Origin of the sequence: Sinorhizobium psoraleae (assembly GCF_013283645.1) — a bacterium.
GTDB classification, from domain to species: Bacteria; Pseudomonadota; Alphaproteobacteria; order Rhizobiales; family Rhizobiaceae; genus Sinorhizobium; species Sinorhizobium psoraleae.
The window spans coordinates 5634-28011 of the sequence record NZ_JABEKV010000019.1 but is presented as its reverse complement, the minus strand read 5'-3'; the positions used below and the strand labels follow the sequence as shown (position 1 = coordinate 28011).

At 58.6% G+C, this 22378-nt stretch carries 19 protein-coding genes and 3 pseudogenes; 6 read left to right on the top strand and 16 right to left on the bottom strand.

The window, feature by feature from the left end:
• Positions 1-17: 17 nt before the first annotated feature.
• Positions 18-953 (top strand): IS5 family transposase, encoded by a 936-nt coding sequence (locus ILFOPFJJ_RS33515; protein WP_173514702.1) that lies wholly within the window; start codon positions 18-20, stop codon positions 951-953.
• Positions 954-1075: 122 nt separating this feature from the next.
• On the opposite strand, the pseudogene ILFOPFJJ_RS33510 reads toward ILFOPFJJ_RS33515, so the two are convergent.
• A pseudogene (locus ILFOPFJJ_RS33510) lies at positions 1076-2698 on the bottom strand (acetate--CoA ligase family protein); the annotation flags it as partial.
• Between the two features lie 182 nt (positions 2699-2880).
• On the opposite strand from ILFOPFJJ_RS33510, the gene ILFOPFJJ_RS36700 reads away from it, so the two are divergent.
• Positions 2881-3150 (top strand): hypothetical protein, encoded by a 270-nt coding sequence (locus tag ILFOPFJJ_RS36700; RefSeq protein WP_376741494.1) that lies wholly within the window; start codon positions 2881-2883, stop codon positions 3148-3150.
• Here the strand turns inward: ILFOPFJJ_RS36700 and ILFOPFJJ_RS36400 are convergent.
• The 10 genes and pseudogenes from ILFOPFJJ_RS36400 to ILFOPFJJ_RS35800 all read right to left on the bottom strand — a co-directional run.
• Positions 3108-3304: pseudogene (locus ILFOPFJJ_RS36400) on the bottom strand (SfnB family sulfur acquisition oxidoreductase); the annotation flags it as partial. The gene ILFOPFJJ_RS36700 and the pseudogene ILFOPFJJ_RS36400 sit on opposite strands and share 43 nt — an antisense overlap.
• The gene (locus tag ILFOPFJJ_RS33500; RefSeq protein ID WP_246300001.1) at positions 3241-3612 is read right to left on the bottom strand and encodes a hypothetical protein; all 372 of its coding nucleotides are present in this window, start codon (positions 3610-3612) and stop codon (positions 3241-3243) included. The pseudogene ILFOPFJJ_RS36400 and the gene ILFOPFJJ_RS33500, both read right to left, overlap by 64 nt.
• 1077 nt (positions 3613-4689) lie before the next feature.
• A pseudogene (locus tag ILFOPFJJ_RS33495) lies at positions 4690-4917 on the bottom strand (PfkB family carbohydrate kinase); the annotation flags it as partial.
• A 107-nt stretch (positions 4918-5024) separates the two neighbouring features.
• A complete protein-coding gene (locus ILFOPFJJ_RS33490; protein WP_173514706.1) occupies positions 5025-5267 on the bottom strand; it encodes a helix-turn-helix domain-containing protein in 243 nt (80 codons plus the stop codon).
• A 651-nt stretch (positions 5268-5918) separates the two neighbouring features.
• Positions 5919-6089: a hypothetical protein gene (locus ILFOPFJJ_RS33485; protein WP_173514701.1), complete on the bottom strand. Its 171-nt coding sequence runs from the start codon at positions 6087-6089 to the stop codon at positions 5919-5921.
• Between the two features lie 86 nt (positions 6090-6175).
• Positions 6176-6964, bottom strand: a complete 789-nt coding sequence (locus tag ILFOPFJJ_RS33480; protein ID WP_173514700.1) for a nodulation factor ABC transporter permease subunit NodJ — start codon at positions 6962-6964, stop codon at positions 6176-6178.
• 3 nt (positions 6965-6967) lie between these two features.
• Complete coding sequence (gene nodI / locus ILFOPFJJ_RS33475) at positions 6968-7882, bottom strand: nodulation factor ABC transporter ATP-binding protein NodI (RefSeq protein WP_173514699.1); 915 nt, start codon at positions 7880-7882, stop codon at positions 6968-6970.
• A 215-nt stretch (positions 7883-8097) separates the two neighbouring features.
• The gene (nodC, locus tag ILFOPFJJ_RS33470) at positions 8098-9432 is read right to left on the bottom strand and encodes a chitooligosaccharide synthase NodC (RefSeq protein ID WP_173514698.1); all 1335 of its coding nucleotides are present in this window, start codon (positions 9430-9432) and stop codon (positions 8098-8100) included.
• Between the two features lie 14 nt (positions 9433-9446).
• On the bottom strand, positions 9447-10106 hold the full coding sequence (gene nodB / locus ILFOPFJJ_RS33465; RefSeq protein WP_173514697.1) for a chitooligosaccharide deacetylase NodB: 660 nt from the start codon (positions 10104-10106) through the stop codon (positions 9447-9449).
• On the bottom strand, positions 10103-10288 hold the full coding sequence (locus ILFOPFJJ_RS35800; protein WP_282438725.1) for a GNAT family protein: 186 nt from the start codon (positions 10286-10288) through the stop codon (positions 10103-10105). The genes nodB and ILFOPFJJ_RS35800 overlap by 4 nt, the downstream gene beginning before the upstream one ends.
• A gap of 323 nt (positions 10289-10611) precedes the next feature.
• Between ILFOPFJJ_RS35800 and ILFOPFJJ_RS33455 the strand changes: the two genes are divergently transcribed.
• Positions 10612-11580 (top strand): LysR family transcriptional regulator, encoded by a 969-nt coding sequence (locus ILFOPFJJ_RS33455; protein WP_173514705.1) that lies wholly within the window; start codon positions 10612-10614, stop codon positions 11578-11580.
• A 514-nt stretch (positions 11581-12094) separates the two neighbouring features.
• Here ILFOPFJJ_RS33455 and gmd read toward each other — a convergent pair.
• The 4 genes from gmd to ILFOPFJJ_RS33435 form a co-directional block, all read right to left on the bottom strand.
• Positions 12095-13156: a GDP-mannose 4,6-dehydratase gene (gene gmd, locus ILFOPFJJ_RS33450; RefSeq protein ID WP_173514695.1), complete on the bottom strand. Its 1062-nt coding sequence runs from the start codon at positions 13154-13156 to the stop codon at positions 12095-12097.
• A 393-nt stretch (positions 13157-13549) separates the two neighbouring features.
• Entirely contained in the window at positions 13550-14110 is a 561-nt protein-coding gene (locus tag ILFOPFJJ_RS33445; protein WP_173514694.1) for a CpaD family pilus assembly lipoprotein, read from the bottom strand.
• Positions 14107-15564: a type II and III secretion system protein family protein gene (locus ILFOPFJJ_RS33440; RefSeq protein WP_376741493.1), complete on the bottom strand. Its 1458-nt coding sequence runs from the start codon at positions 15562-15564 to the stop codon at positions 14107-14109. Before ILFOPFJJ_RS33440 ends, ILFOPFJJ_RS33445 begins: the two co-directional genes overlap by 4 nt.
• 27 nt (positions 15565-15591) lie before the next feature.
• Entirely contained in the window at positions 15592-16278 is a 687-nt protein-coding gene (locus ILFOPFJJ_RS33435; RefSeq protein ID WP_173514693.1) for a response regulator, read from the bottom strand.
• Positions 16279-16957: 679 nt separating this feature from the next.
• Between ILFOPFJJ_RS33435 and ILFOPFJJ_RS36695 the strand changes: the two genes are divergently transcribed.
• The 3 genes from ILFOPFJJ_RS36695 (at position 16958) to ILFOPFJJ_RS33420 (ending at position 20760) form a co-directional block, all read left to right on the top strand.
• Positions 16958-17209, top strand: a complete 252-nt coding sequence (locus ILFOPFJJ_RS36695; protein ID WP_173514692.1) for a hypothetical protein — start codon at positions 16958-16960, stop codon at positions 17207-17209.
• 714 nt (positions 17210-17923) lie between these two features.
• Positions 17924-19357 carry a phosphomannomutase gene (locus tag ILFOPFJJ_RS33425; RefSeq protein WP_173514703.1) on the top strand — a complete coding sequence of 478 codons (1434 nt, stop codon included), beginning with the start codon at positions 17924-17926 and terminating at the stop codon, positions 19355-19357.
• Entirely contained in the window at positions 19357-20760 is a 1404-nt protein-coding gene (locus tag ILFOPFJJ_RS33420) for a mannose-1-phosphate guanylyltransferase/mannose-6-phosphate isomerase (protein ID WP_173514691.1), read from the top strand. Before ILFOPFJJ_RS33425 ends, ILFOPFJJ_RS33420 begins: the two co-directional genes overlap by 1 nt.
• Before the next feature lie 114 nt (positions 20761-20874).
• On the opposite strand, the gene ILFOPFJJ_RS33415 is transcribed toward ILFOPFJJ_RS33420, so the two are convergent.
• Positions 20875-22218, bottom strand: coding sequence for an IS5 family transposase (locus ILFOPFJJ_RS33415; protein WP_173514690.1), 1344 nt, complete (start codon positions 22216-22218; stop codon positions 20875-20877).
• Positions 22219-22378: the final 160 nt, after the last annotated feature.

Genomic DNA, 22378 nt, shown 5'->3' with positions numbered 1-22378 from the left:
TGGATTGAGGGATTCGAATGGGACGTCGACGCATAGGTCAGGAGAAGTTCGGCTTTGTCGTCGAACGCGGTAAACCGTCCTCGCTGGATGCGCTTGTCAAGCTGATCGACTGGGCACCGATCGATGGCGCTCTCGGGATGATCTCCAGTGCCGCCAAAGGAGAACCTGCCTGGCCGCCGTTGTCGTTGTTCAGGGCAATGCTGCTGTCGGTCTGGTACGACCTGTCCGACGTAAAGCTCGCCGAAGCCCTGGACGACCGCGCCTCCTTTCGGCGCTTCTGTGGCTTTTCGGTCTCGGAATCGACGCCGGAGCGCACCGCCTTTGTTCGTTTCCGCAAGGCCCTTGTCGCACAGGGACTGGATAAGGTCCTGTTCGAGCAGATCACCGACCAGCTCAAGGCACAGGCGATCCAGGTCAAGACCGGCACACTGGTCGATGCAACGATTATCGCCTCGGCCAGCGAGGATGATGGTGAGGGCCACTGGGTCAAGCACAAGGGCCGACCTGCGGTTCATGGCTTCAAAGCGCATGTCGGTGCTGACGCCGATACGGCCCTTGTCGAGGAGATCGCCGTCACGCCGGCCAACGTCAATGACGGCAAGGCCGGTCCTGATGCCTTGCCTGACAATCCGGGCGAGGTTTATGCCGACAGCGCCGATCGAGGCAGCCATTTCGGTGATGCGGTGCGCGCCAAAGGTGGCACTCCGCGCGTCATCGCTACCGCCATGTGGGGGCGCGACGAAGCCGAAACCCTGGCACCTCTCGATGCCTGGAACCAACCGATCCATCGCATCCGTGGCCGGATCGAGAAGATCTTCGGCACCTGGAAGCGAAGCTATGGTCTTCGACGCATGCGATGGCGCGGGCTTGCCAAGGCCGCCATGCAGATCCGCCTCACCGCCATCGCCTACAACATGAAACGAAGTTTGAAGATCGTTGCCGCTGCCGGATAGGCGACGAAACAACACGCCCTCCGATCGGCCGCCGTCTCAAGGTGGACGTGGCGATGCCGGCAACCGCACATTTTCCTCCATCCGGAGAAAAATACAGCAAATTCAATCGGAAGACCTACCCGCGTGATCGACTTCGAGATCAATTTGACCACTACCCTTCGAGCGCTCGCAAGAAGTGAGCCGGCGATCGCTTCCGCCTCCTTCGGCGATGTTGCAATCACCGTTTGAGGGACGGGGATGCCGTAGGCCGCGATCACCGCCTTGGCCTCTGGTTCGTTCAGCATCCGGCGACCCTCTGCAGCCACCTTCTGGAGAACGGATCGCGCCAGATCGCGGTTGCTCGGCACGTCGTCGTCCCTTCCGGATGACGCCCTCGCCAATGCCTGCTGCGCTTTCGACCACTTGGCGAGATACGATGCCGCCAGGGCGACGTCGGACGGCGTATCATAGCTTGCCAGCCCTACCTGCTGCAGCACGTGACGACCATCACGCGCGGTCCGACCGCCTAGCCAGCATGTGAGAACCGGTTTACCCGAGATTGTCCCGGACTGCGCAAGGGACGCGACCGCGTGCGCCGCATCAACGGGCGAGGCGAGGCCGGTCGGGCAATTCATGACGATCAGGATGTCCACGCCCGGATCTTGAGCGATGATCTCGACCGCCGTCTTGTAACGATCCGGCAGTGCATCACCGATGATGTCGACGGGATTGGCGCGTGACCAACTGGCGGGTAGAATTCGGTCGAGGGTGCCGATAGTCTCCGAAGAAAGATCCGCGAGCTCGCACCCGACGTCCATCAGCCGATCCACAGCGAGTACGCCGACGCCGCCGCCGTTCGTGACGATTGCTACACGGCTGCGCTCAACAGGAGGAAACCTCGCGAGGACTTCCGTCGCATCGAACAGTTCGCTAAGACCTTCGATCCTCAAGATGCCGGCACGACGTAAAGCCGCGTCGACAACGCGATCGGCTCCTGAAAGCGCACCGGTGTGTGTCGCTGCCGCTTTGGCCGCCTCGGCATGACGGCCCCCCTTGATGGCGACGACCGGCTTTGTCCGAGCCGCGGCGCGTGCCGCGGACAGGAATTTCCGGGGATTGGGAATGGTCTCGAGATACATGACGATCGCTTTCGTCTCGGGATCTCCAGCAAGCAGGTCAAGGAAATCGCCCGCGTCCGCGTCTGCCATGTCGCCAAGTGAAATAATTTTCGAAAAACCGACATTATTCTCCGCGGCCCAGTCGATCAACGAAGTTGCGATCGCTCCGGATTGCGAAAGCAGCGCGATTCCGCCCGACCGTGCCTGCAAATGCGCGAAGCTTGCATTCAGCTTCGCGGAGGGAACGAAGAGACCCACTGTGTTCGGCCCGATGATGCGAAGGAGAAAAGGCTTCGCGGCATCGAGCATCGCTTTTCTCAAGCCTTTATCAGCGCTGATACCGGCCGTGATGACGACCGCAGCGCGCGTTCCCTTCATGCCCAGATCATGGATCAGCGCGGGAACGGTTGACGGCGGAGTGACAATAATTGCGAGGTCGGGAACACCGGGAATGTCTGGGACCCGAGAATAGCAGCGAAGGCCTGCGACCTGGTCATATTTCGGATGTACCGGCCAGATTTCTCCCTCAAATCCGGCCGCGATCACGTTTTCGATGACTACCCGGCCAAGCGACCCGGCTCGGGACGAGGCTCCGACAATTGCGACCGACTTCGGATCAATAGCGTGATGAAGGTTGCGAATACTCATTGGTCTCATCTCCAATCTTCGTTGATCTCGCTCAAGTTGCGTCTCGGAGCAAGGGACTACTAGGTGCAACTATGCCGACTTGACATCGCCGCCATCCATCCCGACCGGCCTTACCATGCCCGTGAAGACGAGGGAGACTTTGTCGGGCATGCTTCACTCGGTCTTTCTGTCTGCTGCTGTTCATGCTGATCGCCGCGTCACTAACCGCTTACGTCCCTCTGGCGGCCCCTGGCTTCTTGCTGGTCGTGTTTCGCGAGCTGACCGAGGGGATTCTGCTCGGCTTTGCGCTGGGCACGCTGCTTTTCCTGCACCGCATGGCGGAGGCCGTCGAAGCCAAACACACGGGGCCGGTCGCTGAACTGCATAGGCCGGACAGGGTAGATGGCAACGGGCGCAGGCCTTACGCGGATCAAATGGCGCCGTGTCGCGGCGGCAGCAACCCGTTGAGATAATAATTGCCGATGTGGTGGAGCTCTCAAGCGTCGAGCGCGCGCCACCGAGTTCGGTCAGCTTCGTTGCCGCAAGCTGGGCGATCTCCGTTCCTAGCCCCTTGGCCTCCGCGACGGCGATCGATGCCGCAGCAACCGTCGCTTCCGTCGGATCTTCCGTCGCTGCTGCATGAGCGTCGCATAGGAGACCTCCGGGCCGCCATAGGCGTTCGGCACGTTGATGCTCCAGAGACCGCTCTCAGCATATTCGTCGAGCTCGGCGACCCGCAAGAGACCTTCCCGGTCACGGAGAGCAGATCCGGCCCTGAACTTTTCCGCCAAGCGCGCGGCAATCTCGATCGCTTCCGCACCGCTGCTGACGACGTGGGCCGGCGTCGAGGACGTCGGACGCGCCGCCACCGGGCCATGCGAATTGGCGCGGGGGTTGGCCGAATAGTCGATCTTGGCGTCGGGAGGAGCGCCCATGCTTTGATGCTCCTTGGAAAGAGTTAACTGCCGGTGGCGTGCAGTGCTTCGCTGCGTTTGACGGCTTCGATGTCGCGGTAGATTGCGCCGGGATGCGGCACCTCGAGGCGGGCACCCGCCCAAACAGCTTCTCACGGAGCGTCCCCGGACAGTATTGGCGCGGACCCCACGCTTCGGCTTTCAGTAGGAAGTAGGATATTGTTCACGCGTCCGTTACCGAAAACTGCCCGCCCTCCGGAAGTTGCAGATGCTTCTTCACGGGTAAACTCGGTCACACCATAGGCTGACGTATCGGTCTTCATTGTCGTCTCCTTTCCTAGAGCTGAATCAAGAGGATGAATCAGTGCTGCCAGTCGGCGGCGTGTGCCGCCGCACAACGAGGATCAGCAAGGATCGTGCCAACTGTCGCAGCGCCTCAGAAGAACTGCTCCGCACATTATTCAATGGCTTCACTGAAAGCGCGGCACGCCGGGCGAACATCCCGTCTCGCGGTTCGACAAACTCGACAGTAGGCGTCAACGTAAGGTACATCGATCGCCTTAGTTTTCCGCTGAAGCCAGGGTTCGTGTGTGGGGGCAAGATCGGACGTCCAGTATGGTACCGAAGCTACGTCATCGAGGGGACGCAGTGACGGGCTCTACCGGACTCGAGTGAATCGGCCGCATCGGCGGCACTAAGGAAGAGGACTTGGACGCGGTCTGGCCAACCGACCCTACCCGGGAAGATCGATGACCGCTGCTAGCCGCTCGCTCGCTACAGCGCTCCTATGACGATCACGACTGATTGTGCTCATAGTAATTCTGGCACCAAAATTGATGCCGTTACAAGATGGGGACTTGGCAGGTGTGCTGCGCGGCGGTTGCCTGACGACGATTGATGAAGCACCTATTCGCGGATTGGCTACCGCACGACCCTTTTCCGTCGCGGACCTTCCTCCTTCAATTGACCCAACGACCTCCAATTTGCAGCGTTTACGACGAGGGCAGCATTGTTGCCGAACGCAAGGTGGCGAGGTGTCAGGACGCGATCGCGGATGCGTTAATCGCTGGCGCGCAAAAACCGCTGAACTGTTTTTGTTCATTCCTCAAAAGCGGAAGAAAACGGCAGGTCGCCGTCGCTAGAGCAGCCCCTCTGCTCGGCTTCGTGGCGGAGATTTTGCCGCGGGCGCGGACAGCTCTGCTGAGTGTCGAGCCCGGCCGCCAACGATCTCAGATCGCCGCAATCCTTGAAGCTGCGACCAGTCGTGTAACCGTAGAGGAAGCCGGCGGCGTAGGTGTCGCCGGCGCCCGTTGTGTCGACTAGTTCGTATTGTCCGTGCCTTCATGCTTGGGCACTGTCCCTCATCCTCAGTTTGTGTGGTGGTGCAGTTGGTTGAGGATAGAATGGGCTCTAAAGAATTCTGGGCTTTTCCGCTAGTTCAGCAGGAACATGGAGGCTGGCACGCGTAGTGCAGCGGCGATACGCCTCAGCCTGCCCGGGTTGACATCAGCACCTTGTTCGATCCTTGTAATTTCGGCGCCAGTCAGGCCGCAGGTTAATGCAAGGTCCTCAATGCTATATCCGACCGCTTCGCGGAATCGCCGGACAGTGTCACCTATATGAACGTGACCCCGGCACGTATCGAAAGCGTCTATATTGTGTATTGAGTTTGTTATGACATGACTCCTTCGGTCAATGCGCAAGGAGCGCGCGCTCCTACCGTGAAGGGAGCCTGCAGTCATCGAAGAGCCAAACTACAGACTAGTGGTTGTTGCAGTGCAATATAGGTTTAAAAGATAACGATGCAAGCCATCGCTGGATGTTGGTTTTTTTGGCGGCGACGCTCCGATGATTCACACGAGATTTTCACGGCTCCACGAGGGTCCGGTAGGGCAGCGACCATCCCGATCTGTGCTCAACTCCTCCCTTGTGGTCTCCTGCCGTATCCATGCAAAACAGGCCGAGGCGTGCCTTGCAGGTTTAATCCTGCCCCGCAACCAACGTGCAAAAACAAAAGCCCCCCGTGTCGAAAGCGCAAATCAAGCGTCGCCGAAACCGCAACCCGGCCGGTTTCTTGAGCTGGAACTATGAACCGGCGGTAGATAGCGATTATCTTCTTTTCCCCCCGGAGCGGCGAGCCGCCTCTCGTGTGAAGGCACCGTCTCCGCTTTGACGAGGGTCGCCAGTTAGCTGCCAGTCTGGCGGCGACCAGCCCGCGTGAGGCCGCGGCTCATGAACTGCTCGGTAAACGCGAGTTGCTTCCGCAGATGCTTGCGGTCGAGCAGCAGTGTGGCGATCGTCGCGATCGGCCTTCCTTTCTGCGACGATCATTGCAATTTCAGGCTCAGCTGAATGCCATGTTTTGGCATCATAACGGTTTGCTGATGTCGATGCGTCCAAAACACTTCCTTGCGCCGCTCTGCCTCGCGCTCTCTTTTTGCGCGCAGCGCGGCCACGAGCGAGTGAGCGCGCTCAATCACTTCTTCCGCGTGGGCCATGAGAACCTCCGATCGGCGAGTGCCGTCAGCGCATCTATCACGACTTCCAGGCCGTGGCGCAGGACCTGATCGCGAAGAAGGTCGTGTCAGCGCATCAGGCGCCGGCGAAACAGCGCCGTCGAGATGAAGAACGGCAACACCGCGTAGATGCAAAGCGCACCGATGTGCAGGGCGATGCCGTCGGCGGGGCGATCAAGCATCGCCGGGCGAATGAGGTCGATCGAATGGGCGAGCGGCAAGAAGCGCCCCACCTGCTGAAGGGCACCGGGTAATTGGGTGAGGGGGAAGAACGCACCGGAGAGGAACATCATGGGTGTGGTAACGAGCGTCTGGTAGAATACGAAATAGTCGTAACTGGGCGCAAGCGCCGCGACGATCATCGCCAGGCTCGCAAAGGCGAGCCCGGTAAGAGCGATGACAGGCAGCGCATAGAGAACGGACGGCCATGCCGCATAGCCCAGCACGGCGGCAACAAATGCAATTGCCGCACCCGCCAGAAGGGCCCTTGTGGCTGCCCACGCCAATTCACCGAGTAGGATATCGCCGAGAGTAAGTCGTGTGTACAGGATTGCTTCCCAGGTGCGCCGATCGTGCATACGAGAGAAAGCCGCATAAATGGTTTCGAAGGTCGACGCGACCATCGCGCTTGTCGCCACCATGCCGGCCGCCAAAAAAGCAATATAGGAGGTACCTTCAACGCGACCTATCATTATTCCGAGGCCAGTGCCGAGTCCGAAAAGAGAGATCATGGGATCGGCGAGGCTACCGAGAATTGACGCAAGTGCGACCTTCTTCCATGCCAAATAGTTGCGGCGCCACACCGCAGCCCAGTTCCACGCGTTGGCGGGTAAAACCGCCGCGAAAGCTTCACCCATCGTTCACTTCTCCAGTTCTAGCCCGGTCAGCCGCAAGAAAACGTCCTCCAGATTAGGTGGACGCTGTAGATAACGCAGATCCGCGCGCCCGCGCAGTTGCACGCGCACCTGCTCCGGATCGGGCGCATAGCAAAAGAGCGTCTCGCCGCTTACTTCGATACGCTGAACGTATGGTCTGATCAGCGAACTCAGCTCCTGTGGATTGCCGCCGAAGATCTCGATCACCTGGCAGCCGATATGCTCCTCGATCAGAGTATGTGGGCTGCCTTCGGCGATGTTGCGTCCATGATCGAGAACGCATAGCCGATCGCACAGCCGCTCAGCTTCTTCCATAAAGTGGGTCGTCAGAATGATCGTCTTGCCGCGCGCCAGCAGGAACCGCAGACGCTCCCAAATCAGGTGGCGCGCGTGCGGGTCGAGGCCTGTAGTCGGCTCGTCCATTACGAGTAGCTGCGGATCGTTGATCAGCGCACGTGCCAGCGTCAGGCGTCGCTTCATGCCGCCGGATAGGTCGGCGACACGTGCATCCGCCTTGCTCTCAAGGCGGGAGAACTCGAGGAGCGATGGGATGATCGCTTCGATCGAGCGAGTACTCATGCCGAAGTAGCGCCCGAACACCAACAGGTTCTCGCGCACCGTGAAATCCAATTCAAGATTGTCGAACTGGGGAACCACGCCGATGCCCTTGCGTGCCAAGCGACCCCGTTCTGGCATTGGCTCTCCGAGCACCGTGATCTTACCCGCGTCGGGCCGTGTCATGCCGAGGACCATACGTGCAATCGTGCTCTTGCCCGCACCGTTCGGCCCCAGCAGGCCGAAGCACTCTCCCGACGCAACGGTGAACGACACCTCGTTCACAACGAACTTGTTGCGAAATGACTTCTTCACGCCGGTAAACTCGATTGCTGCTTTGGACATGGCTCTATCTCAGGCTGAAAGAAGCTGATCGGCCAGCCGGCAGCTCACGTGGGAGTGGGCCACCGCATTTGTGGCGGCCCTTTGGGAGAGCGATAGTCGAAGCACTTTGCGTGCCGCGCCCACTCGAGCGGATTGCCGTTGACGCTACGGCTCGCCTTCGGCGACTCTCCGCGTCAACAATTTATATTTCTTATCCAGGCTCACGACCTACAAGATCACTCGCTGCTGCAAACGCCGTCGGAGGTGACCAGCCTCGAACAGCCGCGCGAAGGATCCGTCCTGTGAACTGACTCAGAAGTTCCCGATTTTGCTGTAGCGCCCGGTCGGGCGATCGGGTTTGCCCCCAGGGGAGGGTTGGCAGCCTTGCGCGACAGCCAATCGCTATTGCTCAATGTACATAACGCATAGGCTTTCAAGGGGAGTAAGAGAAAGACGTTGATGAATGTGTGCAGAGAAAAACCGAGAAATCGGAGTTGGCGAGCACGGAATGCTGCCACGCTGCACCGACTGATGGTCATGGCTGCAATCATCAGGCCGGTCGGCCAAGGCACTGCGGCTGTCAATGCAAACTGCGCGAGCCCAGCCAGGACTGACAGCGCCAGCAATAGCGGTCCGAGATTCTGTCCGAGCACGTCCAGCGTTAGATAGCGATTGAGGCTGGGCAGTAGGTGCAGCGCAAGCATAGTGTCTCGGAACGTGCTCCGAGCCCAGCGGAGTTGTTGGCGCAGATACGGTCCGAGCCGATCCGGGACGACTGTTGCGGCAATGGCATCCGGAACGTACTCGGTTCGAAGTCCCGCTTTCAGCATCAGGATCGTAAGATGGCGATCCTCGCCGAAGTCGCTTGGCTTCCCCCGAAACAGTTGCGTCTCGTATTGCTCCAGCAGCAAAACGAGCGCGGAGCGACGGTACATAGCACACGGGCCGCAGCAGCACATAACGGCTCCAAAGCGAGCCTGTGCCGCGCGCTCCTCATTGCAAGCCAGCCAGTACTCCATATCGATCAAACGGGTCAGCCAGGTGTCGCCCCGGTTGCTGGCGATCAACTGACCCATGGCCGCTCCTACGGCTGGATCTCGCATCTTCAGTACAAGCTTTGTGAGGACGTCGGATGCTATTGTCGTGTCCGAGTCGACGTTGAGCACCAAATCTCCAGACGAGCGGCGTATCGCGGCGATCTGCGCCTTGCGCTTACCAACATTCTTGGGGAGCAGAATGAAATTGAACCTCGGGTCACCCGCAAAGGCGTCGTGTACAGGAACGATAGCGTCGCGATTTGCAGAACCGTCATCAATTACATAGACGCGTAACGTTCCGGCATATTGTTGGCCTGCAATGGACGCCAAGCACGCCGAGAGCGCGCTCGGATCCTCGTTAAAGCAGGGGACGATGACATCCACGCTCGGCAGAACGTCGAGACCGACTAGGTCCTCCGACGCCGGGGAATGGCCCGTCGGCGAAGCATAAACCGTCTGCATGCTTTTGTAAGCAGCCGAGAGCAGCGCATAACAGGTGATGGCGACAGTACTGGTTGTGGCAAGCAGGTTCATGGTGTTCGATTTGCTCAGCGATGTTGAGGAAGTGATCGGATTACAAATCCGCGGTCGTGCAATGCTGGGATCAGACGAGACAGGGCCGTGACCGTCTGGTCGCGCCGGCTAGCATCAGCGCATTGTCTCAATTCGTCAGGAGGGCATCCGTCGTGCAGGAGCACAATTGCGCCCGGCCGGACAGAGGCGAGCACTGAATCAACAATCGCGTCGACCCCCGGGCGAGACCAATCTCGAGGGTCTACGGACCAGTGGACGGCCGCCAGCCCGGCGCGGTGTGACGCTGTGAAGACTTCTTCGCTCCAGGCGCCATAGGGCGCGCGAATATAGCGAACCGAGGCCTGCGGGCACGCCGTCATGATGGCCTCGTTCGTCTCAAATACCTCGCGCTCCACTTTGGCGAAGCCGCATTTGGACATATCCGGATGAGTCATTGTGTGGTTGCCTACCTCGTGCCCTTCTGCGACCATGCGTCGGATTAGATCAGGGTGTTCTAAGGCGTAGGCGCCGATGACGAAGAAAGTCGCCAGCACTCGCTGTTCTGCCAACACATCGAGAATCTCCGGTGTGAAAAGTGGATTAGGGCCATCATCAAACGTCAAATAAACGCTGCGGTCGCCGATGGCCCCAGAGCCCTCTCTGCCCACTTCGCATAAGCAGTCGACGTGCATCATAGCGCTGGCCCCTTCCAATCAATCAGGATGCGGGACGGACACTCGCTCATCGGCCGTTCAGGCGGAAAGACCACAACTAGTGTGTCCTCGAGGGGCGTGGGTGGCAGGTCGAGATTTACATCGTGGCCGGCAAGTTGCACTTCATGTTCCCAATACAACCTACACCGCGCGGTAGAGCGCATGAAACACCTCATCTTTGTTGCTGCTTCTTGAGGTAAGCGCCTAGGCACGGGAGCTTTGTCGCGTCGAGCCGACGCGATGTAGCTTGCGCAGATCATCGAAGAACCTAGCCGCAACGGAAATGCGACTTGGTTGATGTTGGGCATACACCGGAAAGCCTAGGACAGGAACTGCTCCTCGGAGCCAACGTAAACATAGATAACTACCTTTAGACTTACATCCTTGAGTTCTTTCTATGCAAAGTTCTGCAAAATTGGTAAAATCAATTGTTTCGATGAAACGAATCCACCCTGTGGATTGCTCGAGGCTGGGGGCGGCTTACGACATGCGTTTTCAAGGCCTTGATCTGAATCTTCTCGTCGTACTCGACGCGCTGCTGACCGAGCGCAGTCTGACGGCGGCGGCACACCGCATCAACTTAAGTCAGCCGGCCATGAGCGCGGCCGTCGCCCGGCTGCGCGACTATTTCCGCGATGAACTGTTTACGATGAACGGCCGCGAACGCTTTCTAACACCGCGTGCGGAAACACTCGCCCCCGCAGTTCGCGCTGTCCTGGGGCAGATTCAGGGTTCGATCATATCCTTGGATCCGTTTGATCCGGCTCAATCCGATCGCCACTTCAGGATCGTTCTTTCCGATTTCGCCATAATCGTGTTTTTTGAAAAGGTCGTCGAGCGTGTTGCTCGGGAAGCACCCGCCGTCAGCTTCGAATTGCTGCCTCTCGACGCCGACCCCCATGAGCTTATCCGGCGCGGTGACGTCGATTTTATAGTTGTTCCGGAAATGTTCATGTCGAGCGCGCATCCGAGAGTGGCGCTGTTCGACGACGAACTCGTGTGCGTAGGCTGCCCCTCGAACAAGCAGATGCCACGGCAGCTTACATTCGAGAAATACCTGTCGATGAAGCACGTCGGGGTCAAGTTCGGGCATGCACAGAGGCCCCCCATCGAGGACTGGTTTTTGCATGAGCATGGTTTTAGGAGACGGGTCGAGATCCTCGTGCAGGGCTTTAGCATGATCCCGCCCCTGGTGTCAGGCACAGATCGATTAGCGGTCATGCCCCTCCGGCTGGTAAGGCATTTCGCAAAAACGATCCCCTTGCGGATCTTTGAACTTCCGACGCCACTGCCGGTATTCACCGAGGCCGTCCAATGGCCGGCCCTTCATAACAATGATCCGGCAAGCATCTGGTTGCGCGAGACGATGGTGCAGGAGGCGTCCCGGATGGCCATTCCAAGCAAGACGCCAGCACCTCGCGAGCGCTCCTCCGATTCGCTGAACGCCCAACATTGACTCTCCCGTCAATAGGCGGCGTCGGGATCGACGGGCGCGCGCCGCTCCTTTGACGGTGCTCGGGGAAGGGCGCGGTGCACATGATTTCGGTCTGGAGCTCGGTAAGCGTGCTCGCCCGCGCGGTGAACGAGCCGTCCAACGTCGCGATCCGAGAGTGCGGGGCGCTTTTGCTTTCGCATGCTGTCGCCATCGATCACGGAGGATCGCTGTGTCGCCAGCGACCAGATTGCGGATCCTCACGTCCTTCGATCATGCGCCGGCGAAGCGGGTTCAACTCGGCCATCTCATCACTCCTGATCTCAGGATTGCGCTTCAACAGCAGCAATCCCGAAAAACAGAAGGCTCACCTGCAAGCCGACCTGCCGAATGCCGTGTCAGCGGCTTCGTCCAATTCTGAATCACGTCAAACGCGACTGACTGGATGCCGGCGGACCGCCTGAAAGGGCCGGCCGGCGACCGCTGATGGCCTTGGACTGCAACTGTATTTGCACTCCAGCGAAATCAATGTCTTCGTCTAAGCTAGCGTTATTCCGTAAGCGCGGCAGTCGGCCTCGACCATTTCCGAGACGAGCTCATCGAAAGTGGTCTTCGGCCTCCAGTCGAGCTTGGTGGCCGCCTTGGAGGCATCACCGATCAGCAGGTCAACCTCGGTCGGACGGAAATAGCGTTTGTCTATCCGGATCAGCGCCCGGTTACTCCTGCGTTCGCGGCCTATCTCGTCAACGCCTTCGCCTTCCCAGACGATTTCCTTCCCGACCCGCCTGAAAGCAGCCTCGACAAAACTGCGGACCGAATGCGTCTCGCCGGTCGCGAGCACAAAATCGTCAGGCTCGTGGTGCTGCAGGATACGCCACATGCCCTCGACATAGTCGCGTGCCGAGCCCCAGTCGCGCTTTGCCTCCAGGTTTCCGAGATAGAGGCAGTCCTGTTTGCCTGCCATGATCGCAGCTACCGCACGCGTAACCTTGCGCGTGATGAAAGTTTCGCCGCGCGTTGGCCCTTCGTGATTGAACAGTATCCCGTTGCTTGCATAGAGCCCGTATGCCTGGCGGTAGTTCACGGTGATCCAGTAGGCGTAGAGCTTCGCCACCGCATAGGGCGAGCGTGGATGAAACGGGGTAGTCTCCTCCTGCGGGACGCGCTGGACCGAACCGAAGAGTTCGGAAGTGGAGGCCTGATAAAACCGCGTTTTTTCTTCGAGGCGAAGAATGCGTATCGCTTCCAGCAGCCGCAGCGTGCCGAGCGCATCGGCATTGGCGGTATACTCGGGGGTCTCGAAAGAGACTTGCACGTGGCTTTGCGCAGCAAGATTGTAGATTTCGTCGGGCTGAGTTTGCTGCAGGAGACGGATCAGGTTTGTCGCGTCTGTCATGTCCCCGTAATGCAGGACCATTTCGGGATGATCCTCGTGAGGATCATGATAGAGGTGGTCGATGCGTTGGGTATTCCCGATCAGCGACGCTCGCCGCTTCAGGCCATGCACCACGTAGCCCTTCGAAAGCAGCAGTTCGGCAAGCAGTGCGCCGTCCTGACCGGTGATACCTGTAATGAATGCTGTACGCCGAGGTGAACTCATTTCTTATAGTTCCAATGGTTGACGCGTAACACAAGAATAGTCAACGACGCACGCGAACCACTTGCTGAGCTCTAAGATTGCGGTGCAGTGTAATCAGTGCGGTATGACCATCTTAGCTGGAATCTGTGCCTCGAGTGGTTTTTAGAAAAGCGGCGGATTACATCGAGTCGTCCCGTCGGCTTCAGATCCAAGAGGGCTTCGCCTCCATCTTCCGCACACCGGGAGAGGCCTCCTTGTAGGCATCGTCTTCCGAGGCGGCGTCTTTTCATGTGCGCTACTCTTCGTAAAATCGATTGTTTCGATGCTATGCATCCGCAGGATGGATAGAGGTGATGGCGGGAGGCTGCGGTGATCGAGCAGCAGTTGATAGTGGGCACTCCCCGGCATCATTCTTCACTTTTTGTCTGTCGTGAATGTTTTGTATTTGGCAACTGGTATGGCCGCGCGCTCGCCGTTGCTTGGCTTGACAGCCTGGTTGTTGAACAAATCGCGCGGATCGTTGACCATTACCGCGAGGTTATGGCGTGTCGAACAGCCTAGCGTCTGGTCGACGGAATCGTCACTGGGTAAAGTGCTGGAAAACGACGGACAGACAGGAGGGCGCGCATCATAGACGATCGCCTCTATTCGCGCTGCGCGGCCGTGGTGTTGCTCCAACAACTGAATATTGGACGTGTCGACGCCCATCTGCTTCGCCTGATGCACTGCCTCTGCGCTGAGTGGGGGCGACCCGCTGATAAGCAGATGAAGCGCATCGCGGCGACCGCGGCTGGCCCTCACAAGGAAAATACGCAAGCGCTGCAGTTCGGAGTCGCGAAGGCTCTCTAAAATCAGGACGCTGGTCTCTTGCCGGATTAGGATCGGTGTCGATGGCTCGACATGAAGCGGCGGGCTTACGCAGCCACTTAGGCTTGCGATTAGAGCGACGAGGTGAACTTTGATCCGCAACGTCATTCGATGATAAAGCCGACACTGCTCTTGACGCTTGGCGTGCCGGTGCGGCCAGTAGCGCGGCCGCGCGGCAGACGTAGCGAATTCGATCCAGGCACCCCCCCATCCAAGGGCGACGCCATCGTGGGCGCGTTCATCTGCTCGGGGCTCGACCCTGGTCTTACGATGTAAGGCGTAACCAGAATAACCAATTCCGACTCCTCTTTTTGAAATGAGGACGAACGGAATAGGGCGCCAAGGATCGGCACCTGACCGAGCCCGGGAAAAGCACTGATATCATTGCTGACGGTACGCCGGATCAGCCCACCAATTGCAAAGCTCTGCCCGCTGGCGAGTTCGACGACTGTATCGGCTCGGCGGGTGGAAATTGCGGGCACGGAAATGCCGTTGATTTGAACGGCACCTTGTGACGTGAGTTCACTGACTTCCGGCTTTACGCGAATATTGATCTGGTCGTTGCTGAGAACGGTGGGTAGGAATTCCAGGCTGACGCCGAAGTGACGAAATTCAATTGAGACTTGCCCATTTTCCTGCGGGACAGGAATGGGAAATTCGCCGCCGGCGAGGAAGCTGGCGGTTTCGCCGGACATCGCAGTGAGATTCGGCTCAGCCAAGATGGAAGCGACGTGCTCCTTGGCGAGCGCGTCGAGAACCCCGCCGATGTTGATATTACCATCATTGTATCCGATTTCTGCTGTACCTCCACCACTAGCGGCACCAGAGCCGGCACCTCTGCCGCCGCCGCTTATCAAACCTACCTTGAAACTTCCGATTTGACCGAAGGCCGACAGGTTGATACCGAGTTCCTTCATCGCGCCACGGGAGACCTCCGCTACCCGTACGCTCAGATTCACCTGCAAGGACCCGGCGACCTTGATTTTATTGACGACCTGCGCACCGTCACCGAGAAATTGCTCTGTGATTTTTTTCGCAGTGTCGACGGCTTCGGCATCGGGCGCTGTACCACTAAGAACTGCGCCGCGCGGGGTATACTTGACGCGGATTGGATAGTCTCCGACCTGATCCCTCAACATGGCTCGCAGATCGCCGATTGGGTCCGTAACGACAATCTGCAACTGGGCGAGGGCCACGCCGTTGTCGTTCAAGGCGAATAGGGTGGTCCGCCCGGGTTTCTTGCCAAAGACGAAGATGGTTTCGTTCGAGGGTGCCTGGTAGTCCGCAATCGTCGGGTCGGCAACAAAGATGGTCGCGGCTGGCGCGGGCAGATGAACTGTCTCGCCGAGCGAAGTGGAGAGGTCCAACGTGGCATTGATGCTATTAGAAGCGGCATGCGGCGTCCCTTCACCCTCGCTACTTTGGGCCGCGGTAGAAAGTGGAGATAGCAGCATGAGCGCGCAGAGGAGAGGGCCCAAGTAAAGACAACCCATAGCTCTCGGTCCGTCGATGAGGGTCGGCGGCCGATCGGTGCCAGGATGACGAGTTGGAACGATTTTCAAGACAGTCTTTCTTTCACATTCGACCAATCAATCGGATGCCGCGCTAGGCAATTCAAGAATGTAACCAATGCCACGCACGGTCGTTATCCGTGGCGTTGCACCTGACCTACTCAGATGTCCACGTAAGCGATAAATCCCGACTTCAAGCGCGTTGGTAGACACCTCGTCGTTGAACGAATAGAGGTGGCCCTCCAACTGCGCACGCGGCACGATGCGGCCGGCACGCTTCAGCAGATGCTCAAGGATACATAGCTCGCGGCGTGCGATCGTCAGCGGATCACCTGCAACGGAAAGCTCTCGGCTGATCGGGTCGAAGTTGAGGTTACCAAATACAAGGATGGGGTCGGTCAACTGTATCGCCCGGCGCTGAATGGCCCTCATTCTAGCGATGAGCTCAACAGTTGAGACGGGCTTGAGCAGGAAATCGTCCGCGCCACCGTTGAAAGAGGCAATTCGCTTCTCACAGTCGTCGAAGCTGCTCATAACGACGGCGGGAACTGAGTGCCCCTCGCTCCTTAGTTGCCTCAGCCAGTCCAAGCCATCGCCATCAGGCAGAACCAACTCCAGCAGGAGAATTTCATAGCTCGCGCAATGAAATGCACACGAGGCCTCTTCCAGAGTACAAGCTATATCAACGGCAAAACCGCTGTCCGCGAGGGCAGCACGTACCGCGCGTGCAAGATCCGCATGGTGATCAACGAGCAGCGTTCGCATTTTATCTCATAATCAAACTAGAAGAATTGGAGCAGGTCACCATCTGTGAAGCTGATGTGGCAGCAGAAGGCACGCAACTCGTTGCCGCTTTTTCGGGCGAGTAATGGCAGGAGCATGCAAGCGCCGGTAATACTCGCGGATAGCAGCATGTGAAGACGATCGGCGGACCAAAACCGTCGGTCGGCGGACTCAAAACACCACCAACCCCGCTGATGATTTTTTTGTGCATCGATTCTCCTGAGTGCAGCCCAAGCTTTATGAGCCCAGGCATCGTCCAGAGCCCATGATTCGGATGACTGAAAGGGTTAGCTTCGAGGAGCGGAGCAGAAAAATCCATTGTTCCGATCGCGACACATTCACGGGATGGATGCATCCCGCATGCTCCATACCAAAGTGCACTGCTGGTCCACACGCTGCTCGGACTGGACCCCGGGCCTCGATCAAGCCATCAATCCCGACAGGACGCGGCTGCCGGTCGAAACCGACCGAACTGGATCGGCTAATTGCAGTGCAAGGTCGCCGGATAAGGGAAATCTTCCGCAACAGCGAGCCGGGCCAAAGCGTCGGCAAGATCAAAGGCATTCGCCGATAACGGGGACGGCATTGTTGTTGGACAGAACCTCTTTCAAAGAACGGCCGCTAATTCGCGGCGTGGCTTGGCCTCGCGCTGTATCAGCGATTGAGTGGACGGCGGCCCCGACTATTCGACATCAGCAAACGCGGTGACCGTTCTTTGCGCACGTTAATGATCCATGGCGCTCGCGCAGCTCTGGATCGCGCCGGCGGCAAACAGGATCCGCCAAGCCTCTGGCCCGCAAGTTGCGGCAACGGCGGACCTCAACCTCGCGGCGGTCGCTCGCCAGTAAGAATGCGAGAATTTTCTCGACGATGCACTCGGGTAACGCGGCCCATCAAGCGGACCTGTCGCTGAAAGCAGTCTGACGAACCCTGGAGAGTGAGAAGGAGGTTCCGCCTCGGCTTGCAGCAAAATGGCAGGAGATGGCAAACGCCGTGGTCTGCTCTAGCCGACCTAATTCCATCCTTTCGAAGAGCAGGGTTGTCTCGCCCTGAGGCGGTCTTTTAGCCCCCATCCATGCCATGGATGTATCCCATCCAAACAACCAAGTTTACCGGCCTATCGTGATGTTGCATGTTGGAATACCGACATGCACCGATCACACTACTGCTTTGGTCATTAGATGAGCGCCAAGACGATTCCAAAAACTGCGCAGTGGAGACCATCCCGGGAGCCAGGCGGACCCTGACCACTCCGAGATCGCCGACTTCTCTTGTAGGACGTAGGGGTCCACCACACTCTCGTGGGATAGCGATCTATATGCCCTCTTGTGCCGCCACGGTGTAGCAGCCTTTGGTGCATGAGGACTTTCGTTCTGAGCTCCTGGTTGGATCGTTCTGCAGGAGCTGATCGGCTGCGTTAGCAGAGGGCTTGCGTCACGCTCAAAGCCAGTGCTGTCAATGATCTTGCAGGATGTTGAAATCCGGTGTCGAGGCAAAGCGCCACACCGTGTTGTAGAGACTGCAATATTTGAACAGTAGATGGCCGACGACGGAAGCGCGTTCATGAGAAAGCACTAACCCACTGCAATATTATCCATCCTGCCCCTCCACCAGCAAAAGCGAAATGATGAAATTCGGGTCAAGCGGCCTTCGAGGTTTGGCTTCGGAATTGGTTGGCAAAGCTAGCGGACTTTATACTGAAGCTTTCGCTTGGCGTTTGGTTTCCAGCGGGGTTCAGCCGAATAGTTCGGTCTTCGTAGGTCGCGATCTGCGTGACAGCAGTCAGGCGATAGTCAACACCTGCATGGCGACGTTAGGCGCAAATGGTTTTCAACCGATCGATTGCGGTGCCATACCTACGCCCGCCCTGGCCCTATATGCACGGAAACACGGCGCGGCGGCTCTCATGGTGACCGGGTCGCATATTCCAGCCGATCGCAACGGCATCAAATTCTATGGCCCCAATGGTGAAATCAACAAGGCGGATGAGGCCGCGATAACGCACTTTGTAGCCGAAAGATCAAATGCGTATCGCTTGCGATCGGCCCCTCCGGGAACGGCGTGGCCTATGCGTCATGAAGAAGCGATGGCCGCCTACCGAAAGCGCGCCAATGACATGCTGGAGCCGGACTCCCTTTCCGGCATGAGGCTTGGTGTCTACCAGCACAGTTCGGTCGCGGCAGAACTGTTGGTACAGGTTCTTCAATCGTTCGGTGCCAGCGTGGTGGCAGTCGGAAAAACCGAAACCTTCGTACCTATCGATACCGAAGCTGTGGACGCAGCAACAATTGCAAAATTGAAGAAATGGGCCCGCCAATTCGATCTCGACGCTATCGTATCGACCGATGCGGACGCCGATCGGCCTCTTATCGCCGACGAGAACGGGGATCTGTTTCGCGGCGACCTGGTTGGGCTCGCCACGGCTCTGTTTTTGAAAGCAGATACGATCGTGACGCCGGTGACCTCCAACTCGGGCATTTCGAAAGCTTTCGGTTTCGACGTCCTGAGGACTAAGGTCGGGTCGCCGTTTGTCATCGAAGCCATGGACGCGTCACAGCGTGCCAGCAGCATCGTTGTCGGCTTCGAGGCCAATGGTGGTGTTCTGCTGGGGTCGAATTGCACACTGAACGGAAAGACATTGGGCGCGCTCCCGACACGGGACTCACTCCTTCCGATACTAGCTGTCCTCAGCACGATGGCATCGACAAAAAAGAAGCTGTCGCGACTGCGCCGGCTTTGGAACCTTCCTGTGTGCGCGAGTGAACGCCTTCAAAACTTCCCCACGGAAAGTTCGCGCGCATTGATGGATCGCCTCGCAAGCCGGGCTACGCTACAGCAATTTCTTGCCCCGCTCGGGAATGTTGCCGAAGTCGACGAGACCGACGGCTTAAGGGCGCAGATGCTTACGGGCGAGATCGTGCATCTGCGGCCTTCCAGCAATGCCCCGGAACTGCGCTGCTACTCGGAGGCTTCGAGTGAAAGCAGGGCGACAGCGATAACCGCCCTGACGCTTAGCAGGGCGCAGGCATTCGCGTTTACAGACGATCTAGAGGGCATCTGATGAAAGTGGTTCCCGTCATCATCAGCGGTGGAGTTGGTTCGCGGCTATGGCCTGCCTCAAGACAATCGCACCCGAAGCCTTTTCTCAAGGTGGCGGATGGACGTTCGCTTATCCAGCACACCGTGTTGCGCGCAGCTTCGATATTGGACGTGGCCGAGCTTGTTACAGTGACGTCCACTGCGCACCTCTTCCTTGCGAAAAACGACTTCGACGAACTGGATTCTGTTGTTCTGCCACGCACCTTTCTGCTTGAGCCAGAGGGTCGGGACACTGCCGCCGCCGTCGCGGCAGCCGCCGTCCATGTCAAGGAAACGCATGGGCCAGATGCCGTTCTGTGCATTTTTCCTGCCGACCAAATGATTGGCGATCTGCCGGCATTTCAAAGCGCTATGAGCCGGGCCATCGAACATGCGCAGCAGGGGCGAATCGCAACTCTGGGCATAACCCCGGATAGGCCTGACACGGCATTCGGCTATATCGAGGCCAACGGCGAAAAAGTCGTCCGGTTCGTCGAAAAACCGAACCTCGAGACTGCCAAATCCTACGTTGCGTCCAAACGTTTCTTCTGGAACGCTGGCATTTTCTGCTTCAAGGCGCAGGTTATGCTCAAGGAAATGGCGTCGCATTGCCCTGCAGTGATTGACGCCGTCCTCAATAGCTATGAGAACGCTCGCGTCAGCCATGGCGAACGCTTTGCCAATATCGAACTCTCATCCAAGCACTTCACCCAGGCGCCTCGTATTTCACTCGACCGTGCGGTGATGGAAAAAACGCACAATCTCGCTGTTGTTCCCTGCGCAATGGGGTGGAGCGATATTGGATCTTGGAACGCAATGGCCGAATTGGTCGGCGCTGACGGGAGCGGCAACAGGATTCGGGGCGATGTTCACGTGGTCGACACCGTGGGCAGCTATATAAGCTCGCACAAACGCGTCATCGGCACCGTCGGCATTAGCGACCTGGTAATCGTGGATTCCCCGGATGCATTGCTAGTTGCATCCCGCGATCGCGTTCAGGACGTCAAGAAGCTCTTCGAGGGACTAACGGCCGCCGGACATGAGGCGCACCTTCTTCACAGGACGGTACACCGGCCCTGGGGCGCCTACACGGTTCTGGAGCAAGGCGAGCGCTTCAAAATCAAGCGTATCGAAGTTAAGCCGGGCGCTAGCCTTGGTCTGCAGATCCATCACCACCGGTCACAGCATTGGGTTGTTGTCAGTGGTACCGCAAAGGTGGTGAATGGCGATCAGGAGCTCATTTTGGCCACTAACGAATCCACTTACATCCCTTGCGGGAAGAAACATCGCCTTGAAAATAATGGTACAATGCGCCTTGTCATCATAGAGGTGCAGAGCGGCGAGTACCTCGGCGAAGATGACATCGTCCGGTTTGAGGACGTATAAGCTCGACGCCGACAGTCTGTTGACGGCCAAGGTTGCGCTGATTACCGCATCACCGGTTAAAATGCGCCCATTTGGTCCTAATGTTACTTAGTCGGCCGTGAACAATAAGCGGGCTTAAACGGCGCGGGCTTTTGCTTCGCTGTGAATCCAGGCGAGCAGCAGCCACAGAAGCTGCCTGAACCAGTTGATGAGGAGCGAGAAGTTGTAGCCGGCGGCGGCGAGGACGGCGTTGATGGCGTCGCCGTGTTCGCCGGCGAGATAGTTGCGGTCCATGCGGTGCTCCGCCTTGAGATGACCGATGACCGGCTCGATCGCGGAACGGCGCCGCATCTCGCGCTTGATCGCCGGCGTGACGCGGCGCTTCTGACCGCTGGTGAAGACCCGGAACCGGTGGCTTTCAGGGGCATTGTGGCCGCGGTAGGCGTCGGCGAGGATGCGCTCGATGTCGTTGCCGATGGTGTTCTCGATGGCGGGAATGACGGTCGCCAGCGTGTGGCCGTCATAAGGATTGCCGGGCAAGGCCTTCGCATGCAGGGCGAACTGACCGCCCTTCGAGCGCTTGAGCGTGGTGGCGAGCGAGACCTTGACGCCGAACTCGTAGGGCCTGTGCGCCTTGCCCTTGCCGATGCATTCGACCTCCGGCGCATGCAGGCTGTAGATCTTGCGGCCGCGCTGGCGCTGCCGCTGCTCCAGAACCGTCGAGGCCTGGTAGAGCGGCCAGAGGAACACGGTCCGCAGCGTCTCGTCATTGCCGATCTGGCGGCGAATGTCGCGGACGGTGCGGCCGAAATAGGTCTTGAGCGTCCGCAAGGCTTTGTTCGCCCGCTTGAACTGCTTGGCGTGGGCATAGCGCTGGTGCTTGATCAGCGCCAGCTTGCCGACGCGGACATAGGTCTGGCGCAGCTTCACGCCGGCCTTCCTTGCCAGCCGCACCAATCGCTCGCGTGCCCGATGGATCAGTTTCGCGTCGGTCGGGAACATCACGTTCTTCGGCTGCACGGTGGTATCGACGATCACGCGACGCGTATCCTGCGGCTGCATCGCCCCGGTCTTGACCGCCACCGCCAGGCTTTCCTGCAACAGCGCCGTCAGCCGTTCCTCGCCCATGCGGCCACGCCAGCGCGTCATCGACGAGCGGTCGAACGGCAGGTCGTGGCGGAAGAACTCTTCGCCGGTGAGATATTGGAAATACGGGTTCTCCACCCAGCGGGCGCACAGCGCCTCGTCCGACAGGTTGAAGGTATGCTTGAGGATCGCCAGCCCGGCCATCAGCCGCGTCGGCAGCGGCGGCATGCCGGGGCCGTCGCAATAGACCTCACCGAAGCGCCGCTCCAACAGCGGCCAGTCAATCGCCTGCGCCAGCCGCACCAGCTCGTGCTGCATGTTGATGATCTGATCCAGCCGGGAGCGAAACAGATCCTGCTCCCCCGTCTCGCGCCGCTCGCGTGGTCTCGACATCGCCGCTCCTCGATTCACCGCCGCTAAAAGAGTGAATCACGCCGCGCCGAAGCAGAAAACCGCAAAATCATATTGCAAGAAAAGCGCCCTCAGCGAGCGCCTTGTTGTCGATGGCGGTTGAGACGCGCGGATAGATGGCGCCGAGAGGGAATTGATGCGG